29 protein-coding genes are annotated in these 24,992 nt (G+C 66.5%); 14 read left to right on the top strand and 15 right to left on the bottom strand.

Going from position 1 to position 24,992, the window contains the following annotated elements:
• Positions 1-624 precede the first annotated feature (624 nt).
• Positions 625-1,077 carry a helix-turn-helix domain-containing protein gene (locus tag KXC42_RS27815; RefSeq protein ID WP_219129541.1) on the top strand — a complete coding sequence of 151 codons (453 nt, stop codon included), beginning with the start codon at positions 625-627 and terminating at the stop codon, positions 1,075-1,077.
• Here the strand turns inward: KXC42_RS27815 and KXC42_RS21090 are convergent.
• Positions 1,029-2,302, bottom strand: a protein-coding gene (locus tag KXC42_RS21090) for an IS3 family transposase (protein WP_156354424.1) whose coding sequence is annotated in 2 segments (ribosomal slippage) — positions 1,029-2,023 and positions 2,023-2,302 — 1,275 coding nt in all. Because the reading frame shifts where the segments join, the coding sequence is not laid out codon by codon here. The genes KXC42_RS27815 and KXC42_RS21090 overlap by 49 nt on opposite strands.
• Positions 2,303-2,360: 58 nt before the next feature.
• Between KXC42_RS21090 and KXC42_RS21085 the strand changes: the two genes are divergently transcribed.
• Complete coding sequence (locus tag KXC42_RS21085) at positions 2,361-2,507, top strand: winged helix-turn-helix domain-containing protein (protein WP_219129540.1); 147 nt, start codon at positions 2,361-2,363, stop codon at positions 2,505-2,507.
• Positions 2,486-3,061 carry an IS630 family transposase gene (locus tag KXC42_RS21080; protein ID WP_197481974.1) on the top strand — a complete coding sequence of 192 codons (576 nt, stop codon included), beginning with the start codon at positions 2,486-2,488 and terminating at the stop codon, positions 3,059-3,061. Before KXC42_RS21085 ends, KXC42_RS21080 begins: the two co-directional genes overlap by 22 nt.
• Before the next feature lie 15 nt (positions 3,062-3,076).
• Here KXC42_RS21080 and KXC42_RS21075 read toward each other — a convergent pair whose 3' ends face one another.
• From KXC42_RS21075 to KXC42_RS21035, 10 genes are all read right to left on the bottom strand, one after another.
• Entirely contained in the window at positions 3,077-3,619 is a 543-nt protein-coding gene (locus KXC42_RS21075; RefSeq protein WP_219129539.1) for a hypothetical protein, read from the bottom strand.
• Between the two features lie 41 nt (positions 3,620-3,660).
• A complete protein-coding gene (locus KXC42_RS27420) occupies positions 3,661-4,002 on the bottom strand; it encodes a hypothetical protein (protein ID WP_257605909.1) in 342 nt (113 codons plus the stop codon).
• Positions 4,002-4,640, bottom strand: coding sequence for a hypothetical protein (locus KXC42_RS21070; RefSeq protein ID WP_257605908.1), 639 nt, complete (start codon positions 4,638-4,640; stop codon positions 4,002-4,004). Before KXC42_RS21070 ends, KXC42_RS27420 begins: the two co-directional genes overlap by 1 nt.
• Positions 4,641-4,835: 195 nt before the next feature.
• The gene (locus KXC42_RS21065) at positions 4,836-5,771 is read right to left on the bottom strand and encodes a hypothetical protein (protein ID WP_219129538.1); all 936 of its coding nucleotides are present in this window, start codon (positions 5,769-5,771) and stop codon (positions 4,836-4,838) included.
• 415 nt (positions 5,772-6,186) lie between these two features.
• Entirely contained in the window at positions 6,187-6,807 is a 621-nt protein-coding gene (locus KXC42_RS27415) for a hypothetical protein (protein ID WP_257605907.1), read from the bottom strand.
• Positions 6,804-7,079, bottom strand: coding sequence for a hypothetical protein (locus KXC42_RS21055; protein WP_257605906.1), 276 nt, complete (start codon positions 7,077-7,079; stop codon positions 6,804-6,806). Before KXC42_RS21055 ends, KXC42_RS27415 begins: the two co-directional genes overlap by 4 nt.
• A 290-nt stretch (positions 7,080-7,369) precedes the next feature.
• A complete protein-coding gene (locus KXC42_RS21050; protein WP_006553692.1) occupies positions 7,370-8,218 on the bottom strand; it encodes a 3-hydroxybutyryl-CoA dehydrogenase in 849 nt (282 codons plus the stop codon).
• Positions 8,219-8,277: 59 nt separating this feature from the next.
• Positions 8,278-9,435, bottom strand: a complete 1,158-nt coding sequence (locus tag KXC42_RS21045; RefSeq protein ID WP_006553691.1) for an acyl-CoA dehydrogenase — start codon at positions 9,433-9,435, stop codon at positions 8,278-8,280.
• A gap of 123 nt (positions 9,436-9,558) precedes the next feature.
• Positions 9,559-10,305 (bottom strand): TetR family transcriptional regulator, encoded by a 747-nt coding sequence (locus KXC42_RS21040; RefSeq protein ID WP_219129537.1) that lies wholly within the window; start codon positions 10,303-10,305, stop codon positions 9,559-9,561.
• A gap of 36 nt (positions 10,306-10,341) precedes the next feature.
• Positions 10,342-11,922 (bottom strand): acyl--CoA ligase family protein, encoded by a 1,581-nt coding sequence (locus KXC42_RS21035; RefSeq protein WP_230826516.1) that lies wholly within the window; start codon positions 11,920-11,922, stop codon positions 10,342-10,344.
• A gap of 195 nt (positions 11,923-12,117) precedes the next feature.
• On the opposite strand from KXC42_RS21035, the gene KXC42_RS21030 reads away from it, so the two are divergent.
• Positions 12,118-12,978 (top strand): LuxR C-terminal-related transcriptional regulator, encoded by an 861-nt coding sequence (locus tag KXC42_RS21030; RefSeq protein WP_200358781.1) that lies wholly within the window; start codon positions 12,118-12,120, stop codon positions 12,976-12,978.
• A gap of 16 nt (positions 12,979-12,994) precedes the next feature.
• Here the strand turns inward: KXC42_RS21030 and KXC42_RS21025 are convergent, their stop codons facing one another.
• Both KXC42_RS21025 and KXC42_RS21020 read right to left on the bottom strand, forming a co-directional pair.
• Positions 12,995-13,774 (bottom strand): 3'-5' exonuclease, encoded by a 780-nt coding sequence (locus KXC42_RS21025; RefSeq protein WP_064851662.1) that lies wholly within the window; start codon positions 13,772-13,774, stop codon positions 12,995-12,997.
• A gap of 107 nt (positions 13,775-13,881) precedes the next feature.
• Positions 13,882-14,466 (bottom strand): hypothetical protein, encoded by a 585-nt coding sequence (locus KXC42_RS21020; RefSeq protein WP_219129536.1) that lies wholly within the window; start codon positions 14,464-14,466, stop codon positions 13,882-13,884.
• A gap of 58 nt (positions 14,467-14,524) precedes the next feature.
• On the opposite strand from KXC42_RS21020, the gene KXC42_RS21015 reads away from it, so the two are divergent.
• The 9 genes from KXC42_RS21015 (at position 14,525) to KXC42_RS20975 (ending at position 22,330) form a co-directional block, all read left to right on the top strand.
• On the top strand, positions 14,525-15,589 hold the full coding sequence (locus KXC42_RS21015) for an ATP-dependent DNA ligase (RefSeq protein ID WP_006553685.1): 1,065 nt from the start codon (positions 14,525-14,527) through the stop codon (positions 15,587-15,589).
• 1 nt (position 15,590) lies between these two features.
• On the top strand, positions 15,591-16,643 hold the full coding sequence (locus KXC42_RS21010) for a DNA polymerase domain-containing protein (RefSeq protein ID WP_094979985.1): 1,053 nt from the start codon (positions 15,591-15,593) through the stop codon (positions 16,641-16,643).
• 117 nt (positions 16,644-16,760) lie between these two features.
• Positions 16,761-17,312 (top strand): DUF6764 family protein, encoded by a 552-nt coding sequence (locus tag KXC42_RS21005; RefSeq protein ID WP_006553684.1) that lies wholly within the window; start codon positions 16,761-16,763, stop codon positions 17,310-17,312.
• Positions 17,313-17,418: 106 nt separating this feature from the next.
• Positions 17,419-18,678, top strand: a complete 1,260-nt coding sequence (locus tag KXC42_RS21000) for a serine hydrolase (protein WP_006553683.1) — start codon at positions 17,419-17,421, stop codon at positions 18,676-18,678.
• Positions 18,679-18,770: 92 nt separating this feature from the next.
• Complete coding sequence (locus KXC42_RS20995; RefSeq protein ID WP_006553682.1) at positions 18,771-18,995, top strand: dodecin; 225 nt, start codon at positions 18,771-18,773, stop codon at positions 18,993-18,995.
• 125 nt (positions 18,996-19,120) lie between these two features.
• Entirely contained in the window at positions 19,121-20,797 is a 1,677-nt protein-coding gene (locus tag KXC42_RS20990; protein ID WP_219129535.1) for an FAD-dependent oxidoreductase, read from the top strand.
• Between the two features lie 28 nt (positions 20,798-20,825).
• Positions 20,826-21,089 (top strand): hypothetical protein, encoded by a 264-nt coding sequence (locus tag KXC42_RS20985; protein ID WP_006553680.1) that lies wholly within the window; start codon positions 20,826-20,828, stop codon positions 21,087-21,089.
• Positions 21,086-21,313: a hypothetical protein gene (locus KXC42_RS20980; RefSeq protein ID WP_006553679.1), complete on the top strand. Its 228-nt coding sequence runs from the start codon at positions 21,086-21,088 to the stop codon at positions 21,311-21,313. Before KXC42_RS20985 ends, KXC42_RS20980 begins: the two co-directional genes overlap by 4 nt.
• A gap of 48 nt (positions 21,314-21,361) precedes the next feature.
• Positions 21,362-22,330, top strand: coding sequence for an MsnO8 family LLM class oxidoreductase (locus tag KXC42_RS20975; RefSeq protein WP_064060870.1), 969 nt, complete (start codon positions 21,362-21,364; stop codon positions 22,328-22,330).
• Positions 22,331-22,356: 26 nt separating this feature from the next.
• Here the strand turns inward: KXC42_RS20975 and KXC42_RS20970 are convergent, their stop codons facing one another.
• Entirely contained in the window at positions 22,357-22,794 is a 438-nt protein-coding gene (locus KXC42_RS20970) for a PaaI family thioesterase (protein ID WP_019290802.1), read from the bottom strand.
• A gap of 57 nt (positions 22,795-22,851) precedes the next feature.
• The gene (locus KXC42_RS20965) at positions 22,852-24,189 is read right to left on the bottom strand and encodes a wax ester/triacylglycerol synthase domain-containing protein (protein ID WP_219129534.1); all 1,338 of its coding nucleotides are present in this window, start codon (positions 24,187-24,189) and stop codon (positions 22,852-22,854) included.
• Positions 24,190-24,329: 140 nt separating this feature from the next.
• Between KXC42_RS20965 and KXC42_RS20960 the strand changes: the two genes are divergently transcribed.
• Positions 24,330-24,959, top strand: a complete 630-nt coding sequence (locus KXC42_RS20960; protein WP_064060821.1) for a hypothetical protein — start codon at positions 24,330-24,332, stop codon at positions 24,957-24,959.
• Positions 24,960-24,992: the final 33 nt, after the last annotated feature.

Raw genomic sequence — 24,992 nt, 5'->3', positions numbered from 1 at the left:
GGTGTCCGAACTTTTTTTCCTCGCTTCAACAAGCACCTCGCTCGTACGTGAGGGATGAGATCATTTCCACGCCTACTGGCCAAGACCTGAAACCGCGAAATGACCTGGGACTCCGGCCGGTGGATTCTCTGACGCGTCCGCGCGCAACCTACGTGTTTCCTCACCGCGTCGTGTGAGCAATTCTGGCTTCACGAAGCCGTTTTCGAAGCGGGGGAGGGCGGAGCAGTTCGACTGCCCCCCTTTGTCCTACATAGCTCCGCTGATCCGGATTCGTCCGTAGGTGTTCGAGAAGCGCGAAAAGTGTGTTCGGCTCCGCCACCAGTTGATGCGCTGTAATGCTTACGGGGTGGGTCGAATCATGCCCGGTGCTCGAAGTGTCGGCTCCAGTTGCGCTGTAAAGGTGGATGATCGGCCGACCCGCGGATCCTGTACGTGGTGGTAGTTCCCTGGGTTCTATGCGACCGATATCGTCCCAGGGTAGGAAAGTCGAATCATCTCGTACAGAGAGGAATGATCGTCGCCTCCGAAGTCGCTCCACCCCGGACGGAAAGATCCTTAAAGATGTTTCGGTAATAGGGCGTGTCGTTGCACGTGATTCGCGCCGTGCTGCTTGATCATTGACGAATGGCAGGGAAGAAGACCGGTTCCGGCGAGGAACCCGACCCCCGGAAAGTCAAGCAGCGCGGTACCCGCCGTGATCTGGGGGCGTTGCGTGAGCGGCGGATGCGGGCGGCGGAGATGTTCGCTGCGGGGCGGCGGCAGATCGATGTCGCGGTCGAGCTGGAGGTGTCCCAGCAGACTGCGTCCCGCTGGTTTCGGCAGTGGACCGAAGGCGGAAGTGAAGCGCTCGAAGGTGCAGGTCGGGCGGGTCGCAGGCCGCGTCTCGACGACACCCAGGTCGAGGTGATCCGAGAAGAACTGCTCAAAGGACCCCAGGCTCACGGCTTCGCCACCGGGGTGTGGACCCTGGACCGGGTCGCGATCGTGATCGAGCGGCTCACTGATCCCTCCCGGCGTTTCCGGAGAGCTCATGGTGTGAGCGCTTCCTCCGGATTGAGGGTGCGCATGCGATCGTAGTGGAGTTGCTCTGCCCGGTCGGGGGTGAGGTCGTGGCAGTAGCTGTGTGGTCGTTCTCGGTTGTAGAACGCCACCCATTCGGCGGTGCCCAGCGACAACTCAGTGGCTCCATGGAACAGGGGCTGGTTGTCGACCAGTTCGTTCTTGTAGTCCGAGTTCACCGATTCGGCCAGGGCATTGTCGAAACTGTCCCCGACGGTGCCGATAGAGGCCGCGATCCCTTCCTCGGCCAATCGCTGCCCGAACACGATGGCAGTATACTGCGATCCGGCGTCGCTATGATGGACGAGTTTGCTCAAATCGACTACCCCGCAACGTTTTCTGTTGTCGATCGCATTGTTGATCGCATCGGTCACCAAGTTCACCGTCATCTCCGTGGCCACCTTCCAGCCGACGATCTTGCGGGCGAACACGTCAGTCACGAAGGCTGTGTACGCCCAACCGGATTCGGTGCGGCAGTAGGTGAAATCGGCCACCCACAGGCGGTTGGGTGCCGCGGCATAAAACTGCCGGTCGACCAGATCCGTCGGCCGCTTGGCCGCCGCGTCAGGGATGGTCGTGCGCACCCGTTTCTTCTTGATCGCGCCGTGCCATCCCATCTCCCGCATGACCCGTTCAACCGTGCAACGGGCGACATCTAATCCGTTGCTGCGCAGCATTATCCATGTCTTTCGTGAGCCCAGAACGCGGGTCAGGGGTTTGTTCTTGCGGAGCATGAAGATCGCATCGATGACCTGCGCGTCAGCGAGCATACGGGCGCTCGGCCCGCGGTTGATGTGGTCGTAGTATGTGGACGGGGCGATGCGCCAGCCGTGCTCAGAGAGCACGGCGCACATCGAATCGACACCCCAGATAAGACCATCCGCACCCACCCGATGTCCCTGGTGGGTGCGGATGAAGTCCACAATTACCGGTGTGGCCGGTCGATTTCGGCCGCGAAGAAAACCGACGCCGCTTTCAGGATGCCGTTGGCCCGTTTGAGTTCGGCGACCTCCTGTTTGAGCCTGCGGATCTCCTCGTTGTCGGCCCTCGAGGCGCCTTCCGCATCAGCGGCCGGGGCCTTACGAACCCACTGACGGACAGTCTCCGCCGAGGTCACCCCCAACAGATCTGCGGTCTTGCGCATCGCCGGCCACTCCGCCGACCCGTGGGCCACCAACTGGGCCACCATGTCCACGGCGTCTCGCTTCAACTCAGCCGAGTACCGCTTCGATCCTGCTGCCATAGGTTTCATCCTCCCTTGAGAGGAGCCCTCCGGAAATCCCGGGAGGGATCACACCGGCGTGACTTACGGTCCCACCCAGACCTGGACGATCCTGCGGACCCGGCTGGGTTGGAGCCGGCAGCGGCCGACGCGGCGGGCGGTCGAACGCGACGAGGATGCCATCGTGGCCTGGCGCGAGAACGAGTGGCCGCGGATAAAAAAATAGCGCGGCGCCGAGGTGCATGGATCTGCTTCCAGGACGAAAGTGGCGTATCGCTGCTCCCGGTGGTCCGCGCGACCTGGGCGCCGAAAGGTGTCACACCCGTACTCCGTCACCGTTTCTCGTGGAAGCGCATGTCCATGGCCGGGGTGCTGGCCTATCGCCCCGACCGCAGCGAAAGCGCGTTCGTGTTTTCCATGACCGACGGCGCCTACAACACCGACAGGCTCATCGAGTTTCTCACCGAACTCCGCGCCCACTTCGCCGGTGAGAAGCTCATCGTGCTCTGGGACGGGCTCATGGCCCACCGGTCCCGGGCGATGACTGCCTGGCTGGCCACCCAACGTGACTGGCTCCACGTCGAACGCCTCCCGGCGTATGCGCCCGAACTCAACCCGATCGAACAGGTCTGGGGGAACATGAAATCCACCGAACTGGCCAACCTGTGTCCCGATACCCTCGACGAGGTCCGCACCGCGACCGAGACCGGGCTGGCCCGGATCGGCTCGAGCTACGACCTGTGCCTCGGTTTCCTCGACCACACCGGACTTTCCTTATGATCCCCACTCACTCAATTACCGAAACATCTGTAATTCGGTTGTTGCGCGGAAGGCGAAGACAAAGAGCGCAAGAGCGGTCATGACGATTGCACCGGCGAGTAGAAGCACGGCACCGGGGAGTGTGTCGCGACCGGAAGGCATCAGGGACTCGCCGAATCCCAGGAACCATCCAAGTGAAGCGGAAGCACCATATGCGGCGGTGCCGAAAAGGATTCCCGAGAGGATCCGGGTGTTCGATTTTCGAACCGGGATCGCCAAGCCGAGTCCTCGCACGGGATCCTCATGAACCGTAATCGACCGGGATAACCCGAGATATCGGATTCCGGCATCACGGATGCCGATGATGAAGAGCGAAATTGCTAGTGCTGTTCCACCTGCGAAGCCGACGAAGTAGGTAGCGTCCCCACGCTCGGCGCCCTGGAAAGACGAGTGTGCGAGAAGGATTGCAAGACTGAACATGGCGACGGAGAAAACGGCATCTGTGCAGCGAAGGCACTGAGGCCATGCCTGGTTGTCGTCCGGAAGGCCGACGGGCATCGTCGGGTGCTGGTGTTGCATAAGTCTGGCCCTGTTCCTTTCAACGCGGTGGACGACTCGAATCAATGCAGTGCTGCTTGTAGAACCTTGGAGGTCAACCAGGAAATGGAAGCGCCGGCCACCGCACCCGCCACCAGTCCGACTGCGGTTCCGATCCCCGGGGCGACAAGGGATCCAACAAAAGCTCCGGCCTTCAGGCCGCCCCAGTAGCCGAGCGCAGCGCCGGCGCCTTCTGTTACGACTGCCTCGGCAGGATGCATCCCACCTTCGATGTCGTTGACTATCGCTGGGACCACTCCGAGTGCCGCCCCAGCCGGCCCGAGCTTTTGCGCGATTCCACGGGCGAGGTCGTCACCGGACGCTGTTGCTGCCGCTGTAAGACCCTCTTTCGTTCCGTCGGCCATCACGCCGATAGTGGAGGCTGCGGTCGTAGCTGCCCAGTCAGGCCACCAGGAGAACTCGCCGTTCTCGTTCTGCACGACCTTCCCGGCGCCGCGGCATCCCTGGCTGCTTCGAGTACCGCAACGGCAGCGGTGATGCGATCGGCTGTTTCGGTTGCGGCTCGCGACGCCTGTTCGAGAGTGCCGGTGACGGTGTGGGTCAGTTCCGTTGCTTCGTGTTCGAGGCGGACGCGGGCCTCTGCGACGGCTTCGGCCGGCAGCGTCGCCGAGAGGATGTGGATCTGGTCGGAGGGGTCGACGGTGCCGTCGTCGTGCACGGTGAACCCGGACTGTTCGGCGCCGCCCACGACCGACAGGAGGTGCAGGCGGGTGCCTTCGACGAGCCACGCGCCGGTGCGGTACGCCTCCGCGACCTGCAGGAGGGCTTCGGCGATGGCGCTGCCCAATGAGCGTTCGCGGACCACTCGCGCGGCGGCGGCACGCGCGGCGTCGCCGGACCATCGCTCGGCGAGCACATCCTGCTCGGTGAGCAGAGCTTTCATGCGGTCGTCGAGTGTGTCGACGAGCACGTCGAGGTGGTCGGCGGTGATTCGCAGCGCGTCGGGATTCCAGGACCGGACCGCAGCGACTCCCGGTCTCATCCGTGTCGATCCATCGCCGGATCTACGTGCAACGTCACGACTGTCCCCCCGACAGAATCCCCCGATACGTCCGGGTCGGGACGATAGCAGAAAGCGACAGGCATCGGTGGTACACGAGGTACGCAACACGTGGTGAAGGTTCGCAACGCCGTCAGTTACTGGCCGCGTTGCGAACCCGATGTTGCTGTTGCGTACCTACCGACTGTTCCCGTGCTGACGCGACGGCTGGCGTGCTGCGCGGAATCGTTCCCGCAGCGGCGGAGGGCGCAAAAGGTCGACTGCACCGGATCCCGTGAGGAGTCCACGATCGCACGGATTCTCTACCAGACGTTTCATGAGTGTGAACAGAGTGTTGGGCTCCACAGCGAGTTGATGAACCATCACCGCAAACCTGTTGACTCCGTCGTGACGGGTCCGGAGGTCTTCTGCCGTCGGTGAAACGGTGAAAAGGTCGACTACCGGATACTGTGCGGACCCCAAGCGGACGCCGAGATCTCCGACCTCGATACGCTCGATCTCGTTCCAGGGAATGAAGTGATCGATCAGCTGCGCATGAGTCAGAACTCGTCTACAGACCCGCCTCCGGATACCCCCGCGATAAATGTCGAGTCGCGTGTCCGATCGGACGACCAGAAGAAACACCGCCGTCGCAAAGCAGACGAATACCAGAACAATCAAGAAGGGAAGCCCCTCGCTCTCGGTTCGACCGTGTGGGAGAAGGCTTTCGCCGGACCGATGTGAAACCGCGATCGCTGCAGCGAGACTGTAGGTTCCGAGCGCGAGTGCGGTACCGACGACAGTCGAGATTCCCCAACGGCGTGTCGGTATCCGGATTCCAGCACCGTGCTCGGGATGATGGTGATGAACCACCAGCCGTGACAAGGAGAGATGACGGATTCCCGCTTCGTGGAAGCAGATCGGACTCGATAGGGCGAGTCCGAGCGTGATTCCTGCGAAACCGGCGGCGGCTAGGACATCATCCTGTGTCCACTGTTGCAGCGTGAGTGCAGCGAAGACAGGCACCAGCGCAATCATGAGTACTGAGATCAACATTGCCACAACATGAAAGTGCTGTGGCCACGGCCAATGGATGGCACACGCATTTTCAGGTGGCTTGTCTGGCTTCATCATGCGTGACCTGAAGAGCGCTGAGCGCCAATTGAATAGATTGCTCAACGCCATAGTCCTTGTAATCCTCTCGAGACACCCAGCCCAATCGTGGCACCGAGCACGGTCCCGGCAACAAGACCTACGCCGGTTCCCACGCCCGGTGCGATCAATGACCCTGCCACTCCTCCGACAAGTTTGCCCAAACCGGAGCCGATCCTGTATCCAAATGCAGCGCCAATACTCTCGGTAACGACTGCTTCGGCCGGGTCCATTCCGGTCTCGATGTCGTTCGAGATCGCGGGGATCACTCCTAATGCTGCTCCCACGGGCCCAATTCGAGACGCAATACGGCCGGCAACGTCGTCCCCGGACGCTGTCGCAGCACTCTTCAGTCCCTCCTTCGTCGAGTCTGCGGTCAACCCGATAGTGGCTCCCGCTATAGAGGCCGGCCAATCCGGAGGCCACCAGGAGAACTCGCCGTTCTCGTTCTGCACGACCTTCCCGGCACCGCGGCATCCCTGGCTGCTTCGAGTACCGCAACGGCGGCGGTGATGCGATCGGCTGTTTCGGTTGCGGCTCGCGACGCCTGTTCGAGAGCGCCGGTGACGGTGTGGGTCAGTTCCGTTGCTTCGTGTTCGAGGCGGACGCGGGTCTCTGCGACGGCTTCGGCCGGCAGCGTCGCCGAGAGGATGTGGATCTGGTCGGAGGGGTCGACGGTGCCGTCGTCGTGCACGGTGAACCCGGACTGTTCGGCGCCGCCCACGACCGACAGGAGGTGCAGGCGGGTGCCTTCGACGAGCCACGCGCCGGTGCGGTACGCCTCCGCGATCTGCAGGAGGGCTTCGGCGATGGCGCTGCCCAATGAGCGTTCGCGGACCACTCGCGCGGCGGCGGCACGCGCGGCGTCGCCGGACCATCGCTCGGCGAGCACATCCTGCTCGGTGAGCAGAGCTTTCATGCGGTCGTCGAGTGTGTCGACGAGCACGTCGAGGTGGTCGGCGGTGATTCGCAGCGCGTCGGGATTCCAGGACCGGACCGCAGCGACTCCAGGTCTCATCCGTGCTGATCCATCGCCGAGAGTGCAGCCACGAAGTCCGTCTCTGCGACGACGTAATCGTTCGCGGCGCCGTCGGTGATGTCGACGATCTCGCGCAGGCGACTGCACACGTTGCCGAGTGCTTGATCGGTGGCGGTGAAGGCTCGTGCGCAGACGGCCGCGAATTCTGTTCCGGGAAGTGCCGATTGCGACACGGCATACGGTTCGCCGACGTCCCAGTCGTTCATCGCGTCGGCGGTGTCCGCCACGAAGGTTGCGAATGTGCGCAGCACTTCAGGATCTACGTGCAATGTCACCACTGCCCCCCGACAGAATCCCCCGATACGTCCGGGTGGGGACGATAGCAGACGGCGCCCTCACGGAGCCGGAGCGGACCGTCGGGCGACTTCGAGCGGGGCATCGGTCGTACGCGAGGTACGCAACACGTAGTGAAGGTTCGCAACGCCGGCAGTTGCTGGCCGTGTTGCGAACCCGGAACTGCTGTTGCGTACCCCCCGGCTGTCCGGATGCGCAGACGCCCCCGCCGTTCCGAGAAGGAACGGCAGGGGCGTCCGAGTGAGGCCTACTTGTAGCTGTAGAAGCCCTCGCCGGTCTTGCGACCCAGGCGACCCGCGTCGACCATGCGGCGCAGCAGTGCCGGGGGTGCGTAGTGCGGCTCGGCGAACTCGTCGTACAGCGACTGCGCGGCGTTGAGGGTGATGTCGAGGCCGACGGTGTCGATGAGGGTCAGCGGTCCCATCGGGTAGCCGCAGCCGCCCTTCATCGCGGCGTCGATGTCTTCCTTCGTCGCGTAGCCCGACTCGAGCATGCGCACTGCCGAGCACAGGTACGGGATGAGCAGGGCGTTGACGATGAAACCCGCACGGTCGCCTGCGCGCACGGCCGTCTTGCCGAGGGTGTTCTTCGCGTAGTCGAACACCGTGTCGGCGGTGGCCTCGTCGGTGGTGAGCGCCGAAATGATCTCGACGAGCGGCATCACCGGCACCGGGTTGAAGAAGTGCACGCCCACGACCTTGCCGGGCCGCTGCGTCGCCTGCGCCATCTTGATGACGGGGATCGACGACGTGTTGGTGGCGAGGATGCCTTCGGGCTTCACGATCTTGTCGAGCTCGGAGAAGATCTCCACCTTGAGAGACTCGATCTCGGGGGCGGCCTCGACGACGAGGTCGCGGTCGGCGAACTCCTTCAGGTCGAGGGTGACGCGGATCCGTCCGAGGACCGCGTCGGCGTCCTCCTGCGTGATCTTGCCGGACTTGACGCCACGTCCGATCGACTTCTTCAGACGCTCGCGTGCCGCGGCGGCGAACTCCTCGGTGGTCTCCTTGACGAGGACGTCGCTACCGGCCTTGGCGCACACCTCGGCGATACCGGCACCCATGGTGCCGCCACCGATCACGCCTACCTTTTCCACTGCCACTGCGGTAACTCCTGATCGCTTCGATGTTCCGGGGGTAACCTACGCGACCGGTGTCAGCGCAGCAGCGCGCGCGACATGACGACGCGTTGGATCTGGTTGGTGCCCTCGTAGATCTGCGTGATCTTCGCGTCGCGCATCATGCGCTCGACCGGGAAGTCGGTGGTGTAGCCGGCGCCACCGAACAGCTGCACGGCGTCGGTGGTGACCTCCATGGCGACGTCCGACGCGAAGCACTTCGCGGCGGCCGAGATGAAGCCGAGGTTGGGCTCGCCGCGCTCGGCGCGAGCGGCGGAGGTGTAGACCATCAGGCGTGCGGCCTCGACCTTCATCGCCATGTCGGCGAGCATGAACTGCACACCCTGGTTGTCGGAGATCGGGCGGCCGAACTGCTTGCGGTCCTTGACGTAGGCGGTCGCCGCGTCGAGGGCGCCCTGGGCGAGGCCGACGGCCTGCGCACCGATGGTGGGGCGGGTGTGGTCGAGGGTCGCGAGAGCGGTCTTGAAGCCGGTGCCCGGCTCGCCGACGATGCGGTCGCCGGGGATGCGGCAGTTCTCGAAGTACAGCTCGGCGGTGGGGGAGCCCTTGATGCCGAGCTTCTTCTCCTTCGGTCCGACGACGAAGCCCTCGTCGTCCTTGTGGACCATGAAGGAGGAGATGCCGTTGGCGCCCTTCTCGGGGTCGGTGACGGCCATGACGGTGTACCAGGTGGACTTACCACCGTTGGTGATCCAGCACTTGGAGCCGTTGAGGATCCAGTCGTCGCCGTCGGCCTTGGCGCGGGTGCGCATGGAGGCGGCGTCGGAGCCGGCTTCGCGCTCGGACAGCGCGTAGGAGGCCATCGCGCCGTTGACGATGTCGGGGAGGACCTTGGCCTTGAGTTCGTCGGAGCCGCGGAGGATCAGGCCCATGGTGCCGAGCTTGTTGACGGCGGGGATCAGCGAGGAGGAGCCGCATACTCGGGCGACCTCTTCGATGACGATGCAGGCGGCGATCGAGTCGGCGCCCTGGCCTTCGAACTGCTCGGGCACGTGGATGGCGTTGAAGCCCGACTTGTTGAGGGCGTCGAGGGCTTCCTGCGGGAAGCGGGAGTTCTCGTCGACGTCCTTGGCGTAGGGCGCGATCTCCTTCTCGGCGAGCGCGCGGATGGCCTCGCGCAGCGCGTCGTGCTCCTCGGAGAGCTTGAACAGATCGAAGTCGGGATTGAGGGCCATGACGGCGGACTCCTAACGGCACGCGGTGCCAGATTTGCGAACGTAGCTCCCTCGACGATATCGGGGCGAGGGTTCGCGACGTGACGGAATGAGTCGATTGTAACCACGGCACTCAGTGCCAGGTCAACGGCGCTGCTGTGCGCCTTCGAGTTGGAGCCGAACCTGCTCGGCGATCTCGGCCGGTGTCAGGTGGGCCGGATAGGTCACCACCGCGACCGCCGGCGGAGCCGGCGCGACCTTCCCGTTCGTCGCGCCTTCGGGCACCGGAACCACCCCGTACGTGCGGCGGAGCTCGAGCAGCTCCTGCTCGAGGCGTTCGGCAGTGGCGGTCTCGTCGCCGCGGATCATCGCGCGCAACACGAAATTGTGCGTGGCGGTCATCGCCGCCGCGAAGCTGACGGTGCGCACCGGCTTCTCCGTCGGGACGGCGGCGCGCAGGAAATCGGTGAACAACCGCTCGTAGCGGTAGGTGGTGACGAGTTCGCGCTCCCGCAGCGCCGGCACCCGCTGCACCACCCGATACCGCCACACCGCCAGCTCGCGCCGGTCCCGGAAGTGCCCGAAGACGAGCTTGGCCCCCTCGCAGGCCGCCGCCCACGGATCGTCGAAATCCTGCGAGAGGTACTCGGCGACCTGCTCGAGCAGCGACTCGTGATCGGCGAAGATCCCGTCCTCCTTCGACCGGAACTGCCGGAAGAAGGTCCGCCGCGACACCCCTGCGGCCGCGGCGATCTGCTCGACGGTGGTCGACTCGTAGCCGAACTCGGAGAACAAACGGATCGCCTGCGTGACGACATGCACCCGGAACTGGGCGGGATCGGGGCCCGTCGAATCGAGGCGACGGGTGCTGTTACCGGTACCGGATGTCATGGCGTCGAGTATCCAATGCAGTCGTGAGGGGTCGGCTCACCCCTCGGCGGCTTCGGCCGATCGCAGCTCGAACTTCAGGATCTTGCCGGTCGAGGTGCGGGGCAGCTCCAGCGGGAAGACGATGTCGCGCGGCACCTTGTACCCGGCGAGCAGCGTGCGCGTGTAGTCGATGATCTCCTCGGCCGTGACCGATTCGCCCTTCTTCAGGATCACGAACGCCTTGGGACGCTCACCCCACTTCTCGTCCGGAACGCCGACGACCGCGACGTCGAGCACCGCCGGGTGGCTGACGATCGCCTGCTCGACCTCCACGGTCGAGATGTTCTCGCCGCCGGAGATGATGATGTCCTTCGCGCGGTCCTTGAGCTGGATGTATCCGTCCGGGTACATCACGCCGAGGTCGCCGGTGTGGAACCAGCCGCCGCGGAACGCCTCCTCGGTCGCGTCCGGGTCCTTGTAGTAGCCGAGCATGACGTTGTTGCCGCGCAGCACGATCTCGCCCATGGTCTCGCCGTCGGCGGGCACGTCGTTCATGTCCTCGTCGACGACCCGCGCGGTCTCGGCCTGCAGCATGCCCACACCCTGACGGGAGAGCAGCGCGGCGCGTTCGTCGGCCGGCTTGTCGTCCCAGCTGTCCTGGTACTCGCAGATCGTGTACGGGCCGTACACCTCGGTGAGTCCGTAGACGTGGACAACCGTGATGCCGATCTGTTCGAGCTGGGCGATCACCGTCGGCGACGGCGGCGCGCCGGCCGTGGTGATCCGCAACGGACGGTCGAGTGGATGAGCCTGCTCGGCGTTCGCGATGGTCGAGCACACCGCGGGCGCACCGCACAGGTTGGTGACACCGAGGTTGTCGATGGCATCCCAGATCGCGTCGGCCCGCACCGCCCGCAGGCAGATGTGGGTGCCCGCCGCAGCGGTCACCGCCCAGGGCGTACACCAGCCGTTGCAGTGGAACATCGGCAGTGTCCACAGATACTTGCTCTGCCCGTCGAAGCTGTTGTGGAAGGTCTCGCCCAGCGAGTTCAGGTACGCGCCGCGATGGGTGTACATCACGCCCTTGGGTTTGCCTGTCGTGCCCGAGGTGTAGTTGAGGGTGATGACGCCGAGCTCGTCGTCGACGCTCCACGGCAGCGGCGTCGCATCGAGCGAGTCGGCCTGCGCGAGGAACTCGTCGTACCGGGCGGTGGCCACCCCGGCGGGTACCTCGGGAGCGGGCACGGTGGAGTCGGGGACCTCGATGATCTCGGCGACGCCCGGAACGTTGTCGCGGACCTTCGCGACCGATCCGAGCAGTTCTGAGTCGACGAACAGCAGCTTCGTCTCGGAGTGGTCGAGGATGTACTCGAGTTCCGGCCCGGCCAGGCGCGAGTTCAGCGCGACCAGCACACCGCCCGCGAGCGGAACCGCGAAATGCGCGATGAGCATCTCGGGCACGTTCGGAGTCAGGTACGCGATCTTGTCGCCCGGCTCGATACGGCTGCGCAGCACGCGCGCGAGCCGCTGCGCCTCGTCGGCGAACTCGGCGTAGGTGTACGTGCGGTCGCCGTGGATGATCGCGGTGCGATCCGGGAACACCGCCGCGGACCGTTCGAGGAAGCGCAGCGGGCTCATCTGGCTGTAGTTCGCGGCTCCGGTCGAGCCGGGACGGACGGGGGCGATGGACACGGATACCTCCGGGGTGGCCTACTCGGATTCCGGCGTCTTCTGTGATCGTTGCAACACCGGGCGATGTGCAGGTTACAAATCGTGGAACTGGCCCCTCTACCCTCGAAAGTGGGTGTTCGGAGGGAAGAGCAGGAGCAATCGATGGATGTCGCCGTGCCGGGTGTGTTGCGTCCCGACGATCTCGACACCCTCCGCGCCACGCTGCGCGACCTCGAGGCGACGACGGAACTACCGGTGCTCTTCGGTGGCGCGGTGCAGGGCTCGGACGTCGTCCTGTCCGGATTCGTCGGAACCCGCGGTCGTGCCCTGCGCAATCTGGTGATCGCCGCCGAACGTGGACTCGGCGGTCGGGTGGTCGTCGAACAACGACCCGGCGCGGTCGCCGACTACTTCACCTCCCCGCACATCACCCACCACTACGACCGGCAGGTCGCCGGGGAGGGAATCGAGTCGTTGCTCGCCGTGCCGGTCGTGGTGCGCGGACGCACCCGGGCGGCGATCTACGGCGGGCTGAGGGTCAACCGGCCCATCGGCGACGTCGTAGCGGAGAAGGTCGTGCGGTCGGCCGCGGAGCTCGCGCGGGAGATCGAAATCCGCGACGAGGTCGATCGCCGCGTGTCGCTGATCGGGAACACGCGGGCCGCGCACGGCGCCACCGTGCCTGCCTCCGTCTCCGAAGCGCTGACGGAAAGCCTCGTCGCGTTGCGGGCGATCGCGGCGCGCACCGACGACCCGGTGATCAGGGAACAGGTGCGGAACGTCGAGGAGACACTGGCCCGGGCGCGCGACGGTGCGTCGCAGCCGCGGACGCATCTGACCGCGCGCGAGCACGACGTGCTGAGCCATGTGGCGCTGGGCTGCCGCAACGCGGAGATCGCCGACAGGTTGTCGCTGCGCGTGGAGACGGTGAAGACCTATCTGCGCAACGCCATGGACAAACTCGATGTGCACAGTCGGCACGCGGCGGTCGTCGAGGCGCGGCGGCAGGGACTGCTGCCCTGATCGACCGCACTCCTGATCAGCGGCGGCGCAGTCGCCGGAAGAACTCGCGGATCGCGCGCAGCGCGCGCCGGAACCTGGTCTCGGTCGCGGGACGCTCGAGGACATCGGTACCCACCGGCGTGGGGAGCCGGACGGGCCAGCTGTCGTCGACGTCGACGACCTCGCGACCCAGCCCGCGCAGGTACTCGGCAAAGCTGCGTTGCCGTTCGGCGTGCCAGGCGGCCTGATCGGCCATGATGTCGAGTTCGGCGAGCTCGGGGAATCTCGCCACGAGCGCGCGGGTCAGGTGGCCGGCGGCGAGCGCGTCGGCCTCGGCCTCGTGCGGATTCGGCAGCGACACCCCGTACGCCTCGCACACCGCCTGCAGTGTGCGCCTGCCGGGCCGGCTGCGGTCCATCTCCCGGTCGATGACGTACGGGTCGACGACCGTGCCGATGTCGAGCCCCGTCAGGCCGAGCCGGCGTCCTTCGGCGTCGAGGACCGTCAGGTCGTAGCTGGCGTTGAATGCGACGACGATGTGGCCGCGCGCCCACGCGTCGCTCACGGCCTGCCGGATCTGCTTGTATCCCTCGAGATAGTCGAGTCCTTCGGCGCGGGCGTGGGCGGTGGTGATGCCGTGGATCGCGGTGGTCTCCTCGGGTATCGCGATACCCGGGTCGAGCAGCCACGAGCGTGTGCCGATGCGATCGCCGTCGAAGGTCGCGACGCATGCCGTGACGATGCGGGCGTTGCGGGGATCCCGGTCGGTGGTCTCGAGATCGAACGCGCAGATCGGTCTGTCCGGCCAGTGCGTCATGTTCCGTCCTCGCGTCCGTCGGATGATGATCTGTCGAACGCATTGTTGCGGGAGGCACCGACATGCTCCGTCGCGGCCGCGACGGGCATCCGCACAAGGAGAGAACCTCAGATGGTGTCGGTGCAGACCACGAAGTTGCGTTCCCGGTACACGAACCCCCCCTCGGACGTGGAGCAGTCGTTCACGTCGGAGGTGTCGAACAGGATCTCGGTGACCTCCTCGCCCTGGATCGCGGGCTCACCGCAGTCGATGCGCTGCGGATCCTCGCCGCCGAGGTCGATGCAGTCGCCCACCACCCAGTCGATGTCGAGACACAACGCGCCGACCTCGATGCCGCCGAAGGACTCGTAGTAGGTCTGGTCGATGTCGCCGGGGCACATGGCACTGGCATCGACGACGTCGACGACCTTGTAATTCGAGCTCGGGCTGCCGCACACCGCGTAGTCGATGGTCGCGTCGTCGACCGTGCCGCCGAGCGCGACGCATTCGCCGGCTGCGACGTCGACGCTCAACTCGGTCGACGACGACGCCGACGGGGTCGTGGTGGGTAGGGAGAAGGACGGCGCCGTGGACGTGTCCAGGGCGTTCGCGGCGGGCACGGCCTGCCCTTCGACCTGGGTCGCGCATCCTCCGAGCACCCCTGCTGCCGCCAACGCCATCGCGGCACCGGCCGCCCCTCGGAGAATGTTCATGGTCGAAGAGCCTACGGAAGTGCTGCCGGTACCCGTACAGGGTGGAACGATGTGCCGCATGGACCTGCCTGTGGTGCCGCCGCTCGCCCCGATGCTCGCCAAGGTCTCCTCCACCGTCCCCTCCCAACCCGAAGACGGTCCCGACGAGTGGTCCTACGAACCCAAATGGGACGGTTTCCGGGCGATCGTCTTCCGCGACGGTGACGAGGTGGTTCTCGGCTCGCGCGGAGGCAAGGACCTCGTGCGCTACTTCCCGGAACTCGCCGACGCCGCGCGCGCCGAACTGCCCCGCAGGTGCGTGGTCGACGGGGAGATCGTCGTCCCGCGCGAACACGACGGCCGCACCCGACTCGACTGGCAGGCGCTGTCCGAGCGGATCCATCCGGCCGCCAGCCGGGTCACGATGCTCGCCGAGCAGACACCGGCCGTGTTCGTCGGTTTCGATCTGCTCGCTCTCGCCGACGAGAATCTCATGGAGACCCCGTTCGCGGAGCGGCGCGCGCGGCTGCGGTCCGAGATCGGCGGGGGTAAGAGCTGTCATGTCACCGTGGCCACGACCGACACCGATACCGCCCGCCGCTGGTTCGAGGAGTTCGAAGGGGCCGGCCTCGACGGCGTGATCGCCAAGCGACTCGACGGGCTCTATGTGCCCGACAAGCGGGAGATGCTCAAGCTCAAACATGCCCGCACCGCCGACTGCGTCCTCATGGGCTACCGCATGCACAAGAGCGTCGAGGGCATCGGGTCGTTGCTGCTCGGGCTCTATCACGACGGCGAACTCGCGATGGTCGGCGGAGCCTCGGCGTTCACGCGGGAGCGGCGCGAGGAACTGCTCGCCGAACTGCAACCGCTGCGACTCGGGGACGACGTCGTCGAGCAGGGCGAACCGACGCGGTGGCGTTCGGCGGTGGACCGCAGCTGGGTGCCGTTGCGTCCCGAACGTGTCGTGGAGGTCGCGTACGACCAGATGGAAGGTGTGTCGGGAGCGGGGATGCGGTTCCGGCACGCAGCGAAGTTCCTGCGGTGGCGTCCCGACCGTGACCCCGAGAGCTGCACGTTCGACCAGCTGGAGGTGCCGGTGCGCTACGACCTGTCGGATGTGCTCGACCGGACGGAGGACTGACATGGCCACGAAGCGTTCGCCCGCGGAGGAGTTGGACGTCGACGGCACGCCCGTGCGGTTGTCGAACCCCGACAAGATCTACTTCCCGCAGCTCGGCGCCGCAGGTGGCACGAAGCGGCACCTCGTGGAGTACTACCGCAGGGTCGCCACCGAGTTCGACGCACCGATCCTGACGGCTCTGCGCGATCGGCCGACGCATCTGCAGCGCTTTCCCGACGGCATCGAGGGGGAGGAGATCTATCAGAAGCGGGCACCGGTCAAGCGACCCGACCACGTGGCGACCTGCGAGATCACGTTCCCGTCGGGGCGTACCGCCGATGCGCTGCGTGTGTGTTCGGCCGCCGACGTGGTGTGGGCGGCCAATCTCGGGTGCGTGACCTTCCATCCGTGGCCGGTGCGCTGCGGCGACACCGACCGTCCCGACGAATTGCGCATCGACCTCGACCCGCAACCGGGAACCGATTTCGGCGACGCGCGGGCCGTGGCGCTGGAGGTCGTGCGCCCGCTTCTCGACGAACTGGGACTCGCCGGATATCCCAAGACGTCCGGTGGGCGGGGACTCCACATCTATCTGCGGATCGTGCCCGAATGGGATTTCGTCGGAGTCCGTCGTGCGGGGATCGCGCTCATGCGTGAGATCGAGCGGCGCAGCGACGGGCGGGCGACGACGGCGTGGTGGAAGGAGGAGCGCGGAGAGCGGCTCTTCCTCGACTACAACCAGAACGCGCGCGACAAGACGATCGCCTCGGCCTACTCGGTCCGTCGCACCCCGATCGCGACCGTCTCGACTCCGCTGACCTGGGACGAGCTGGTCGACGCCGAACCTGACGACTTCACGATCGCCACGGTGCCGGATCTGCTGGCGAAGCGCGGCGATCCGATGGCGGATCTCGATGCGCATGCGCACTCGCTGGACGTTCTGCTCGAGATGGCCGAACGGGACGAGGCGGACGGTATCGGCGACCTGCCGTATCCGCCGAATCACCCGAAGATGCCGGGGGAGCCGAAGCGCGTCCAACCATCCCGCGACACCGACCGGACAAAGGACACGTGAACCGGAACGTTCGGGGAATCGCGTCCCTGTCGTGACCTCGAGTATGAGTCCTCCCGAGGTGCGAGTCCATAAACTGTCCGAGAGAACAGTCACTCGAGGTTCGGAAGGGTCGATGTCGTGATTCGCTCGTGGGCGTCCGGTCGGGTTCTCGGCGTCGGGGCAGTATTCGCTGCCGCCATCGGGGTCGGTTTCCTCATTCCTCAGACCGCGTCCGCGGCCACGACGTGCACGGCACCGCCGGGTGCCCCGGCCGAGATCGTGCAGATCGACGGGGGCGAAGCGTGCGGTGCGTCCACCGACGGCACCGCCGAGGCGTGGAGCTATGCCGAGCGGGGCGTGGGATTCGCCGATGCCCGCAGTGCCGCACAGGTGGTGGCCGCCGGATTCGACGGCGGTGTCGGCGCCGGGGAAAGCACGTCGGGACGGCTGTTCGCGATCGGCGTGGGGGAGGAGGCCCTGGCGCTCGGTGTGCTCGAAAGTCCGGGCACGGCGGTCGTCGCCGCGGGTCCGCAGTCGCAGGCCTATGTGGGCGACGCCGACGATCCGGTGTTGTGCGAGGGCACGGCGGCGGCCGCGTTCGAACTCGAGGCCGCACGCGGGTGTGTCGTGCTGGGCGACTTCCGGTACTTCACTCCTGGCGCGCAGACGCCGCCGTCGCCCCTGCCGTAGATTCGGCGCGTCTCGCCGGGATCCTCGACAGACAGACTGTACGTAAACCCTTCCTTTACGTTCCGTGTCGTCGTAGCCTGTCGCACATGCCGATGGAGGTGTCGCGATGACGACCGGAGCAGTCTTCGAACCTGCCGGGGCGACAGCGTCGTTCGCACCGGTGCACGTCCCGGGGCGGATCGACGCCCGGCCGGGCCCGGCGGCGCCGACCGAGATGGTCGTCGATGCGCGATTCCTGCGGCTGGCCGACGCGTTCTTCTCGCTGTACAAGCGGCCCCGGGACGGCGGCGGCGCACTCACCGCCTATCTCCACGGTGAGAAGGTCCTCGACATCTGGTCCGGCTGGTCGGCCCCCGACAAGCGGTGGAGCCGCGACACCATGGCGTTGTCGTTCTCGACCGGCAAGGGCGTGGCGTCGACCGTCGTGCACCGTCTGGCCGAGCGCGGAGTGATCGACTACTTCGCGCCCGTTGCACAGTACTGGCCGGAGTTCGCCGCGAACGGCAAAGATGACATCACCGTCGCGGACGTCATGACCCACCGATCCGGACTGCACCGGGTGCGCGGTCTGGTTCCGGGGACGCGCGGGATCCTCGACTACGAGACGACCGTCGCGGCACTCGAGCAGGCGGCACCGGATCGACGGCGGCGACGCGGCTCGGGCTACCACGCCGTCACCTACGGATGGCTCGTCGCCGAACTCGTGCAGCGGGTGACCGGTCTGCCCTTCGTGGAGGTCGTGGAGCAGGAGATCGCCCGGCCCCTCGGCGATCCCGATTTCTGGTACCGCGTGCCTCACGACGAACGGGGCCGTATCGCGAAGCTCTTCCCGCGGCTCGCCCCGGTCGGCCTGCACTGGGGTGCGAGCGCCGCGGTCCTGTCGCGACTCGAACCGACCCGCGGTCTCGCCGAGGCCGCGATGCCCGACGGCTTCGACAGGCTCGTCGGCGACCCGGCCGTGCACGACTCGGTGATGCCGGGCTGGAACGGTGTGTTCACCGCCCGCTCGCTCGCGCGTATGTACGGGGCGATAGCCGCCGGCGGGACGATCGACGGCGTGAAGTTCCTCGACGCCACCACGATCGACGAGATGTCGCGCGTGCGGGTGCGCAGCCGGGACTACGTGCTCGGTGTGCCGATGGCGTGGCGGCTCGGCTACCACCAGCCCATATTCGCGAGCATCCAGCGTCCGCGCGGTGCGCTCGGGCACTACGGAGTGGGTGGCTCGGGGGCGTACGCCGATCTCGACACCGGTCTGTCGCTCGCCTTCGTCACCAACCGGCTCGGTGCCGGCGCGATCCCGCTCGGGGACCTGCGTCTGGCGCGGCTGGGCGAACTCGCCCGGTCGCTCGCGCGTCGTGCCTGAATCTTTCTGTCATTTTCGTGGTTCCGGGGACGGGGGTCCCTCGAGGGCGGGACGATCCGAATCGGAGCATCGTCGATTCGAGGAGTTCAGCCATGAGTCATGTCTACCGGGTGATCGAGGTCGTCGGATCGTCGACGACGGGAGTCGACGACGCGATCGCGAAAGCGGTGGCGCGAGCAGCGGAGACCACGCGGCATCTCGAGTGGTTCGAGACGGTCAACATCCGGGGCCACATCGACGACGGCCGGGTGGCCCACACGCAGGTCACTCTCAAGATCGGTTTCCGCATCGAATCGAGCGCCGAAACGGACATCTGAGGCACCTCGACAGCCGGAAATTCGATGATATGGTTTTGAGAACGTGGTTCTCGACCGAAACTGGAACGTGTACTAGTCTGAGGCTCGTTCGTTGTCCGGAATCGGCACTGTAGGCAGGTACAACTGTGGCTTATGTAATCACCCAGGCGTGCTGCAACGACGCCTCGTGTGTCGAGGTCTGCCCGGTCAACTGCATCCACCCGACACCCGACGAAGCACCCTTCGCGACCACGGAGATGCTCTACATCGATCCCGACACGTGCATCGACTGCGGGGCCTGTGTCGACGAGTGCCCGGTCGACGCGATCGCCGCCGACAACGAACTCACGCCGGCGCAGGAGCCGTATCTCGAGATCAACGCCGAGTACTACCGTCGCTACCCGATCGGGCCGGACTGGCCCGAGTTGCGCACGCGCCGCAAGCTGCCCGCCGAGCTGGGCACCCTGCGGGTGGCGATCGTCGGCTCGGGTCCTGCGGCGTGCTATGCCGCGATGGATCTGGTGACGCACTCGGCGGTGCAGGTCGACATCTTCGACCGCCTGCCCACCCCCTACGGGCTCGTGCGTGCCGGTGTGGCCCCCGATCATCAGAGCACCAAGGGAGTCGGCGACCTCTTCCGCAGCGCCATCGGCCACAAGAACACCCAGTGCTATTTCAACGTCGAGGTCGGCACCCACATCACCCACGAGGAACTGCTCGCGCATCATCACGCCGTGATCTACGCCGTCGGTGCCGCAGGCGACCGCACGCTGGGCATCCCGGGAGAGGACCTCGTGGGCAGCCGCGCCGCGACCGAGTTCGTCGCCTGGTACAACGGACACCCTGATTTCGCCGACCACACCTTCGATCTGTCGGCCGAACGCGCGGTGATCATCGGCAACGGCAACGTCGCCCTGGACGTCGCGCGAGCCCTGGTGATGGACCCCGACGAGCTCGCGCGCACCGACATCGCCGAGCACGCGCTCGAGGCGCTGCGGAAGTCGAACATCCGCGAGGTCGTGGTCGTGGGCCGGCGCGGCCCGGCGCAGGCCGCCTACACCAACCCGGAGCTGCTCGCGCTCGGCTCGCTGCCCGGTGTCGATGTGGTCGTCGACCCGGTCGAGGTCGAACTCGACCCGGTCAGCCGCGCGCTGATCGACGATCCGGAGGTCGAACCCCGCCTGACGCTCAAGGTGCGGCAGGTCGAGGGCTTCGCGCAGCGCACTCCCACCGAGGGCAACAAGCGGATCGTGCTGCGCTATCTCGCCTCGCCGGTGGAGATCTCCGGCGACGGTGTTGTCGAATCGATCACCCTCGAGCGCAACGAACTGGTCGTGGTCGACGGCCGTCTCGAGGCCCGCCCGACCGGACAGACCGAAATCCTCGAGGCGGGATTGGTGCTGCGTTCGATCGGTTACCGCGGCACCGCGCCGGCCGGTCTGCCCTTCGACGAGCGGCGCGGGGTCATCCCGAACGAGGGCGGCCGGGTGATCGACGCCGAGGCCGGAGCACCGGTGCCCGGTGTCTACACCGCCGGTTGGATCAAGCGTGGTCCCAGCGGCGTGATCGGCACCAACAAGCAGTGCTCTGCCGAAACGGTCGAGAAGATCCTCGACGATTTCGTCGAGGGCAAGCTGCCCGAGCCGGTCGCCGATCGGGAGAAGCTGGCGGCGCTGGTCGCCGAGCGGCGTCCGGAGTACATCGATTACCGGGGCTGGCTGCAGATCGACAAGCAGGAGAAGGCCCGCGGATCGGCGGCGGGACGCTCGCGCCTGAAGTTCGTCTCGATCGAGGAGATGCTCGCAGCGTCGCGGATCGAGTAATCCCGTCCGGTGGCGGGAACCCGGCCCCATGGCTCAGCACTCCCACCCGGCAGTCGCTGCGTCGGGACGATGGATCGATACCGACGGGATCCGCTACCCGTCCGGCGACACCCACGCATGGACGCCCGGCACCAATCAGACCCTGTGCGGGGTGCCGCTCTCCCGTGCCCGACTCGACCGCTTTCCGCACGTGCCGTGGAGCGACGCGCTGTACCTGGCGGAGTTGGGTGAACACGGAGTCGTCCCGTGTCGTCGCTGCACGGCGGCCACCCGCAACGACCGGCCGCGGTGACAGGGGCGATCGGCACCGGGCGCGTACTCGCCGAGATGGCGATCCGAGCGGGTGATGCCCGCGACCAGGTCGTCGCGGTCGGAGACGCGATCGCCGATCTCCTGCTGTACCTCGCCGATGCACACGGTGTCGCCGCGGCGCAGAAGGCCTCGGAGCACGGGCAACTCCACTTCCACGGGGACCGGATCGCAGCCGGACGCGCTTGGGGTCCCGAAGATCCCTGACCTGCAGGGAAGATCCGGGACGGTCGCGGTGTTGAGACGACCGTGCAGGTGGCGTTGTCGTTGCTGGACCGCTCCCGGACCCGGGAGGGGCAGCCGGACGCTGCCGCATTGCAGCAGACCCTGCGTCGCGCCGAACTCGCCGAGGCGGCCGGCTACCACCGCTTCTGGGTGGCCGAGCACCACGCCGTCCCAGGCATCGCGTCGGGAGCTCCACCGCTGCTCATCGGCACGATCGCGGAGCGGACGAGCCGGATCCGAGTGGGATCCGGCGGCGTCATGCTGCCCAACCATCAACCGATCGTCGTCGCCGAACAGTTCGCGATGCTCGAAGCGATGCACCCGGGACGGATCGATCTGGGTGTCGGTCGTTCCCTCGGATTCACCGCGCCTGTGCGCGATGCGCTGCGGACCCACAAGGCCGACGCGGACGACTTCGCCGCCGACATCGAGGAACTGCGCGGTTATCTGCACGGCACCGCCGAAGTGACGGTGCGTCCTCGACTGTCCGAGCCGCCTCCGATCTTCGTCCTCGGCACCGGGCAGGGTATGCGGCTGGCGGCGCGTCTGGGTCTGCCCGTCGTCGTCGCCGGACCGCTTCTGCGGCAGGGATCGGAACCGTTCGACCGTTATCGCGCCGACTTCCGCCCGGCCACACCCGGCGCTGAGCCCTATGTTGTCGTCGGCCTGGACATCCTCATCGCCGATACCGAAGCCGAGGCTCGGGAACTGCAGCTTCCGGAGGCCTGGGCGATGGCCGTCTCACGCGAAGAGGGGGCGTTCCCGCCGCTGTCCCCGATCGAGGAGATCCGCCGGCAGCCGATGACCGAGCGGCGCCGCCGCATCGTCGACGAGACCGCGAAGGGTTCGCTGGCCGGCACCGAGGACCAGGTGGCCGAAGGGCTCGAGAAACTGCTCGCCTCCACCGGGGCGAACGAGGTGCTCAGCTCCGCATCCACTTTCGACACCGACGCCCTGTACGACTCCGATGCGCGACTGGCGAGGATCTTCGGTCTCTGAACGGAGGGTGGAACAGATTGTCCCGCTCAACGATTCAGATCGATCAGGCGAGCACTGCCCTGCGCCGCCGCACACATCTTCTCCGTCCCGTCCTCGGTGACGGCGTAGATCTCGCAACGACACAGTGCCTGCCTGCGACTGGTGCTGACGATCGTGGCGACCGCGCGTAGGAGTACGCCCCCGGCGGGCCGCAGGTAGTCGAGGCTCATGCCGGTCGTCACGATCGACGGCCCGAGGGCCGTGCCTGCGGCGAACGTGAGCGCATTGTCGGCCGCGTAGGCCAGAACACCTCCGTGCGCGAAGCCGAACTGCTGGAGCAGTTCCTCCCTGAGCGGTATTTCCAGGACTGCCCGGCCGCGCTCGTACTCGGTCAGACGGGCTCCGATCAGGACGCTGAACGGTTGCGATGCCAACACCTTCCGGGCATCGGCGAGGGTACGGATCTCGGCGATCTCCTCCGACATGCACAGCAAGGTACTCCGCTCCTCGGTTCCCGACCGCCACATCGGAGCGGCCGGCAGTCACTGTGCGGAGGCGACGATCGAGCGGAACTGTTCGCGCAGGGCCTCCGTGAGGTCACGGTGTTCGGGGACGAGATCGGGGTCGACGACGACCGCCACGGTCAGCGTGCCGGCATAGGACAGGGCCGCGAAAGCGACCGCGACGTTGCCCGTGGTGACGATCATCGGCACCATCGACGCGACAGGCACTCCGGCAACGGTGAGCGTCGACGACGGTCCCGGCAGGTCGGACAGGAACGAGTTGACCCGGCGCTGCCGGTCCACGAACCGGCGGAACGCCCCGACGGCCGCAAGGGCGCGGAAGACCGGACCCAGTAGTTCGGCAGACAGGCCCCGCACGTTCGCCTTCTGCAGTCGGGTCGTGCGGGAGACGGATACCGACCGGTGCCCCGGGGTCCCGTCCAGCGGTACCCGGACGGGCATGACGCCGACGCGATTGCCCAGTTGCCCACCCGTGGCAGCGGTGCGGGCGGAGACCGGCACCGAGATCATCAGCTCGGACGGGAACTCGCCGCGCTTGTGCAGGATGGTGGCGAGGGCGCCCCCGACGGCGACCAGCAGCACATCGTTGATCGTTGCGTCCCACTGCCGTCCCGCCCGACGGAGCGTGTCCAGATCTACCTCGACGGTCTCGAGCGCCAGACGAGACCCGATGGGCGCGTTCAACGAACACCGCGGGGCACGTCCGCCGCCGCCCCTCCCGAGTTCTGTCCATGCTGCAGGAAGACGTGCGACGGCTCGCGGTGCGCGGCGGAGCGCCCGCAAGTGACCGATTGCATTGTCGTAGAACAACTCTCGTCTGGTTGGTTGCGTTGAAGCGCGCTGTTCGGGCATGGGCGGTGTGCTGTCCGTGCCGTCGACGAGATGCGCCAGGATCGACAGACCACCGATCCCGTCGGCCAGGACGTGGTGCAGCACCATCACCAACGCCGTGTGCCCGTTCGGGTCCGCGATGTCGGTGACGAGCAGCGCGCGCCACAACGGCTGCGATCGGGGCAGCGGCCGGGTAAGGGCGTCCGCGGCGAGCGTCAGTGCGGCGTCCCTGTCGCGGGGACCGGGGCACCGCACCTGGGAGAAGTGGGCATCGATGTCGAAGTGGGCGTCGTCGAGCCAGTAGGGACGCCCGAGTCCGAAGGCCGGCTCGATCAGGCATTGCCGCAGGCGTCGAACCCGGACGAGGCGTTCGGCGAGCACGGTCATCAGTGTCGTGGGGTTCGTCAGGTTCTCACCGGCGAAGAAGATCGCAGCACCGACATTCATGGGTACCCGTCCCACGTCCGAGACGAGTTCGATCAGGTCTCCGGGACCGATGCGGTCGATGCCGTTCGAGGCCGCCACCCTTCGAGGATGACAGACGCACGCTGTCCGTCTATTGCCTACGGCCGAGTAGGGGAGCAGTGTGAACACGGGTGGTTTCGGGTGGGGGGTCGCGCCGAAACGACCGGCGACGCCGCGTCGGCGCCGCCCTGAGGAGAGGGGTGCCGATCGTGTTTGCACGCTCCACCACAATTCATGCGCATCCGTCGTACATCGACGCCGGGATCAAGCACGTACGCGACATCGTGATGCCTGCCCTGGCGGACATGAACGGTTGCCTGGGGCTGTCCCTGCTGATCGACCGCGGCTCGGGCCGATGCATCGCCACCAGCTCCTGGCGGGACGAGGACGTGTTGCGCTCCAGCGAAGGCATGGCCCGCATGCTCCGGGACGAGGCGGCCCGGATGTTCCATGCCACCACGGACGTGGCCAACTGGGAGATCGCCGTCATGCACCGCGATCACCACTCGACCCGTGGGTCCTGCTGCAGTGTCACCTGGGTCGACATCGATCCCGCGCAGGTGGATCGCGGTGTGGACATGTGGAAGATGGCCGCGCTGCCGCGGATGGAGGAACTCGAGGGTTTCTGCAGCGCCAGCCTGATGCTCGACCGTGCCGGTGGTCGCGGGGTGACCTCGTTGACGTTCGACAGTGCCGAGGCGATGGACCGCACCAGAGCACATGTCGACGACATCCGCTCCGAGGTGACTCGGGCAGCAGGCGCCAGGGTGCTCGATACCGGTGAGTTCGAGCTCGTCATCGCCCACCTCGACGTCCCGGAAATGGTGTGACCGCGGGTCTGCGGCGCGGGTGATATCCGTTCA

The organism is Rhodococcus sp. LW-XY12 (assembly GCF_019317345.1).
GTDB classification, from domain to species: Bacteria; Actinomycetota; Actinomycetes; order Mycobacteriales; family Mycobacteriaceae; genus Rhodococcus; species Rhodococcus pyridinivorans.
This window is presented reverse-complemented; position numbering and strand designations above follow the sequence as displayed.

Bases quoted from the DNA above. Each gene is read 5' to 3' on its own strand.
- KXC42_RS27815 (WP_219129541.1), top strand. From the start codon at position 625: ATGGCAGGGAAGAAGACCGGTTCCGGCGAGGAACCCGACCCCCGGAAA.
- KXC42_RS21075 (WP_219129539.1), bottom strand. From the start codon at position 3,619: ATGCAACACCAGCACCCGACGATGCCCGTCGGCCTTCCGGACGACAAC.
- KXC42_RS27420 (WP_257605909.1), bottom strand. From the start codon at position 4,002: ATGGCCGACGGAACGAAAGAGGGTCTTACAGCGGCAGCAACAGCGTCC.
- KXC42_RS21070 (WP_257605908.1), bottom strand. From the start codon at position 4,640: ATGAGACCGGGAGTCGCTGCGGTCCGGTCCTGGAATCCCGACGCGCTG.
- KXC42_RS21065 (WP_219129538.1), bottom strand. From the start codon at position 5,771: ATGATGAAGCCAGACAAGCCACCTGAAAATGCGTGTGCCATCCATTGG.
- KXC42_RS27415 (WP_257605907.1), bottom strand. From the start codon at position 6,807: ATGAGACCTGGAGTCGCTGCGGTCCGGTCCTGGAATCCCGACGCGCTG.
- KXC42_RS21045 (WP_006553691.1), bottom strand. From the start codon at position 9,435: ATGGCCCTCAATCCCGACTTCGATCTGTTCAAGCTCTCCGAGGAGCAC.
- KXC42_RS21040 (WP_219129537.1), bottom strand. From the start codon at position 10,305: ATGACATCCGGTACCGGTAACAGCACCCGTCGCCTCGATTCGACGGGC.
- KXC42_RS21035 (WP_230826516.1), bottom strand. From the start codon at position 11,922: ATGAGCCCGCTGCGCTTCCTCGAACGGTCCGCGGCGGTGTTCCCGGAT.
- KXC42_RS21030 (WP_200358781.1), top strand. From the start codon at position 12,118: ATGGATGTCGCCGTGCCGGGTGTGTTGCGTCCCGACGATCTCGACACC.
- KXC42_RS21025 (WP_064851662.1), bottom strand. From the start codon at position 13,774: ATGACGCACTGGCCGGACAGACCGATCTGCGCGTTCGATCTCGAGACC.
- KXC42_RS21020 (WP_219129536.1), bottom strand. From the start codon at position 14,466: ATGAACATTCTCCGAGGGGCGGCCGGTGCCGCGATGGCGTTGGCGGCA.
- KXC42_RS21015 (WP_006553685.1), top strand. From the start codon at position 14,525: ATGGACCTGCCTGTGGTGCCGCCGCTCGCCCCGATGCTCGCCAAGGTC.
- KXC42_RS21010 (WP_094979985.1), top strand. From the start codon at position 15,591: ATGGCCACGAAGCGTTCGCCCGCGGAGGAGTTGGACGTCGACGGCACG.
- KXC42_RS21000 (WP_006553683.1), top strand. From the start codon at position 17,419: ATGACGACCGGAGCAGTCTTCGAACCTGCCGGGGCGACAGCGTCGTTC.
- KXC42_RS20995 (WP_006553682.1), top strand. From the start codon at position 18,771: ATGAGTCATGTCTACCGGGTGATCGAGGTCGTCGGATCGTCGACGACG.
- KXC42_RS20985 (WP_006553680.1), top strand. From the start codon at position 20,826: ATGGCTCAGCACTCCCACCCGGCAGTCGCTGCGTCGGGACGATGGATC.
- KXC42_RS20970 (WP_019290802.1), bottom strand. From the start codon at position 22,794: ATGTCGGAGGAGATCGCCGAGATCCGTACCCTCGCCGATGCCCGGAAG.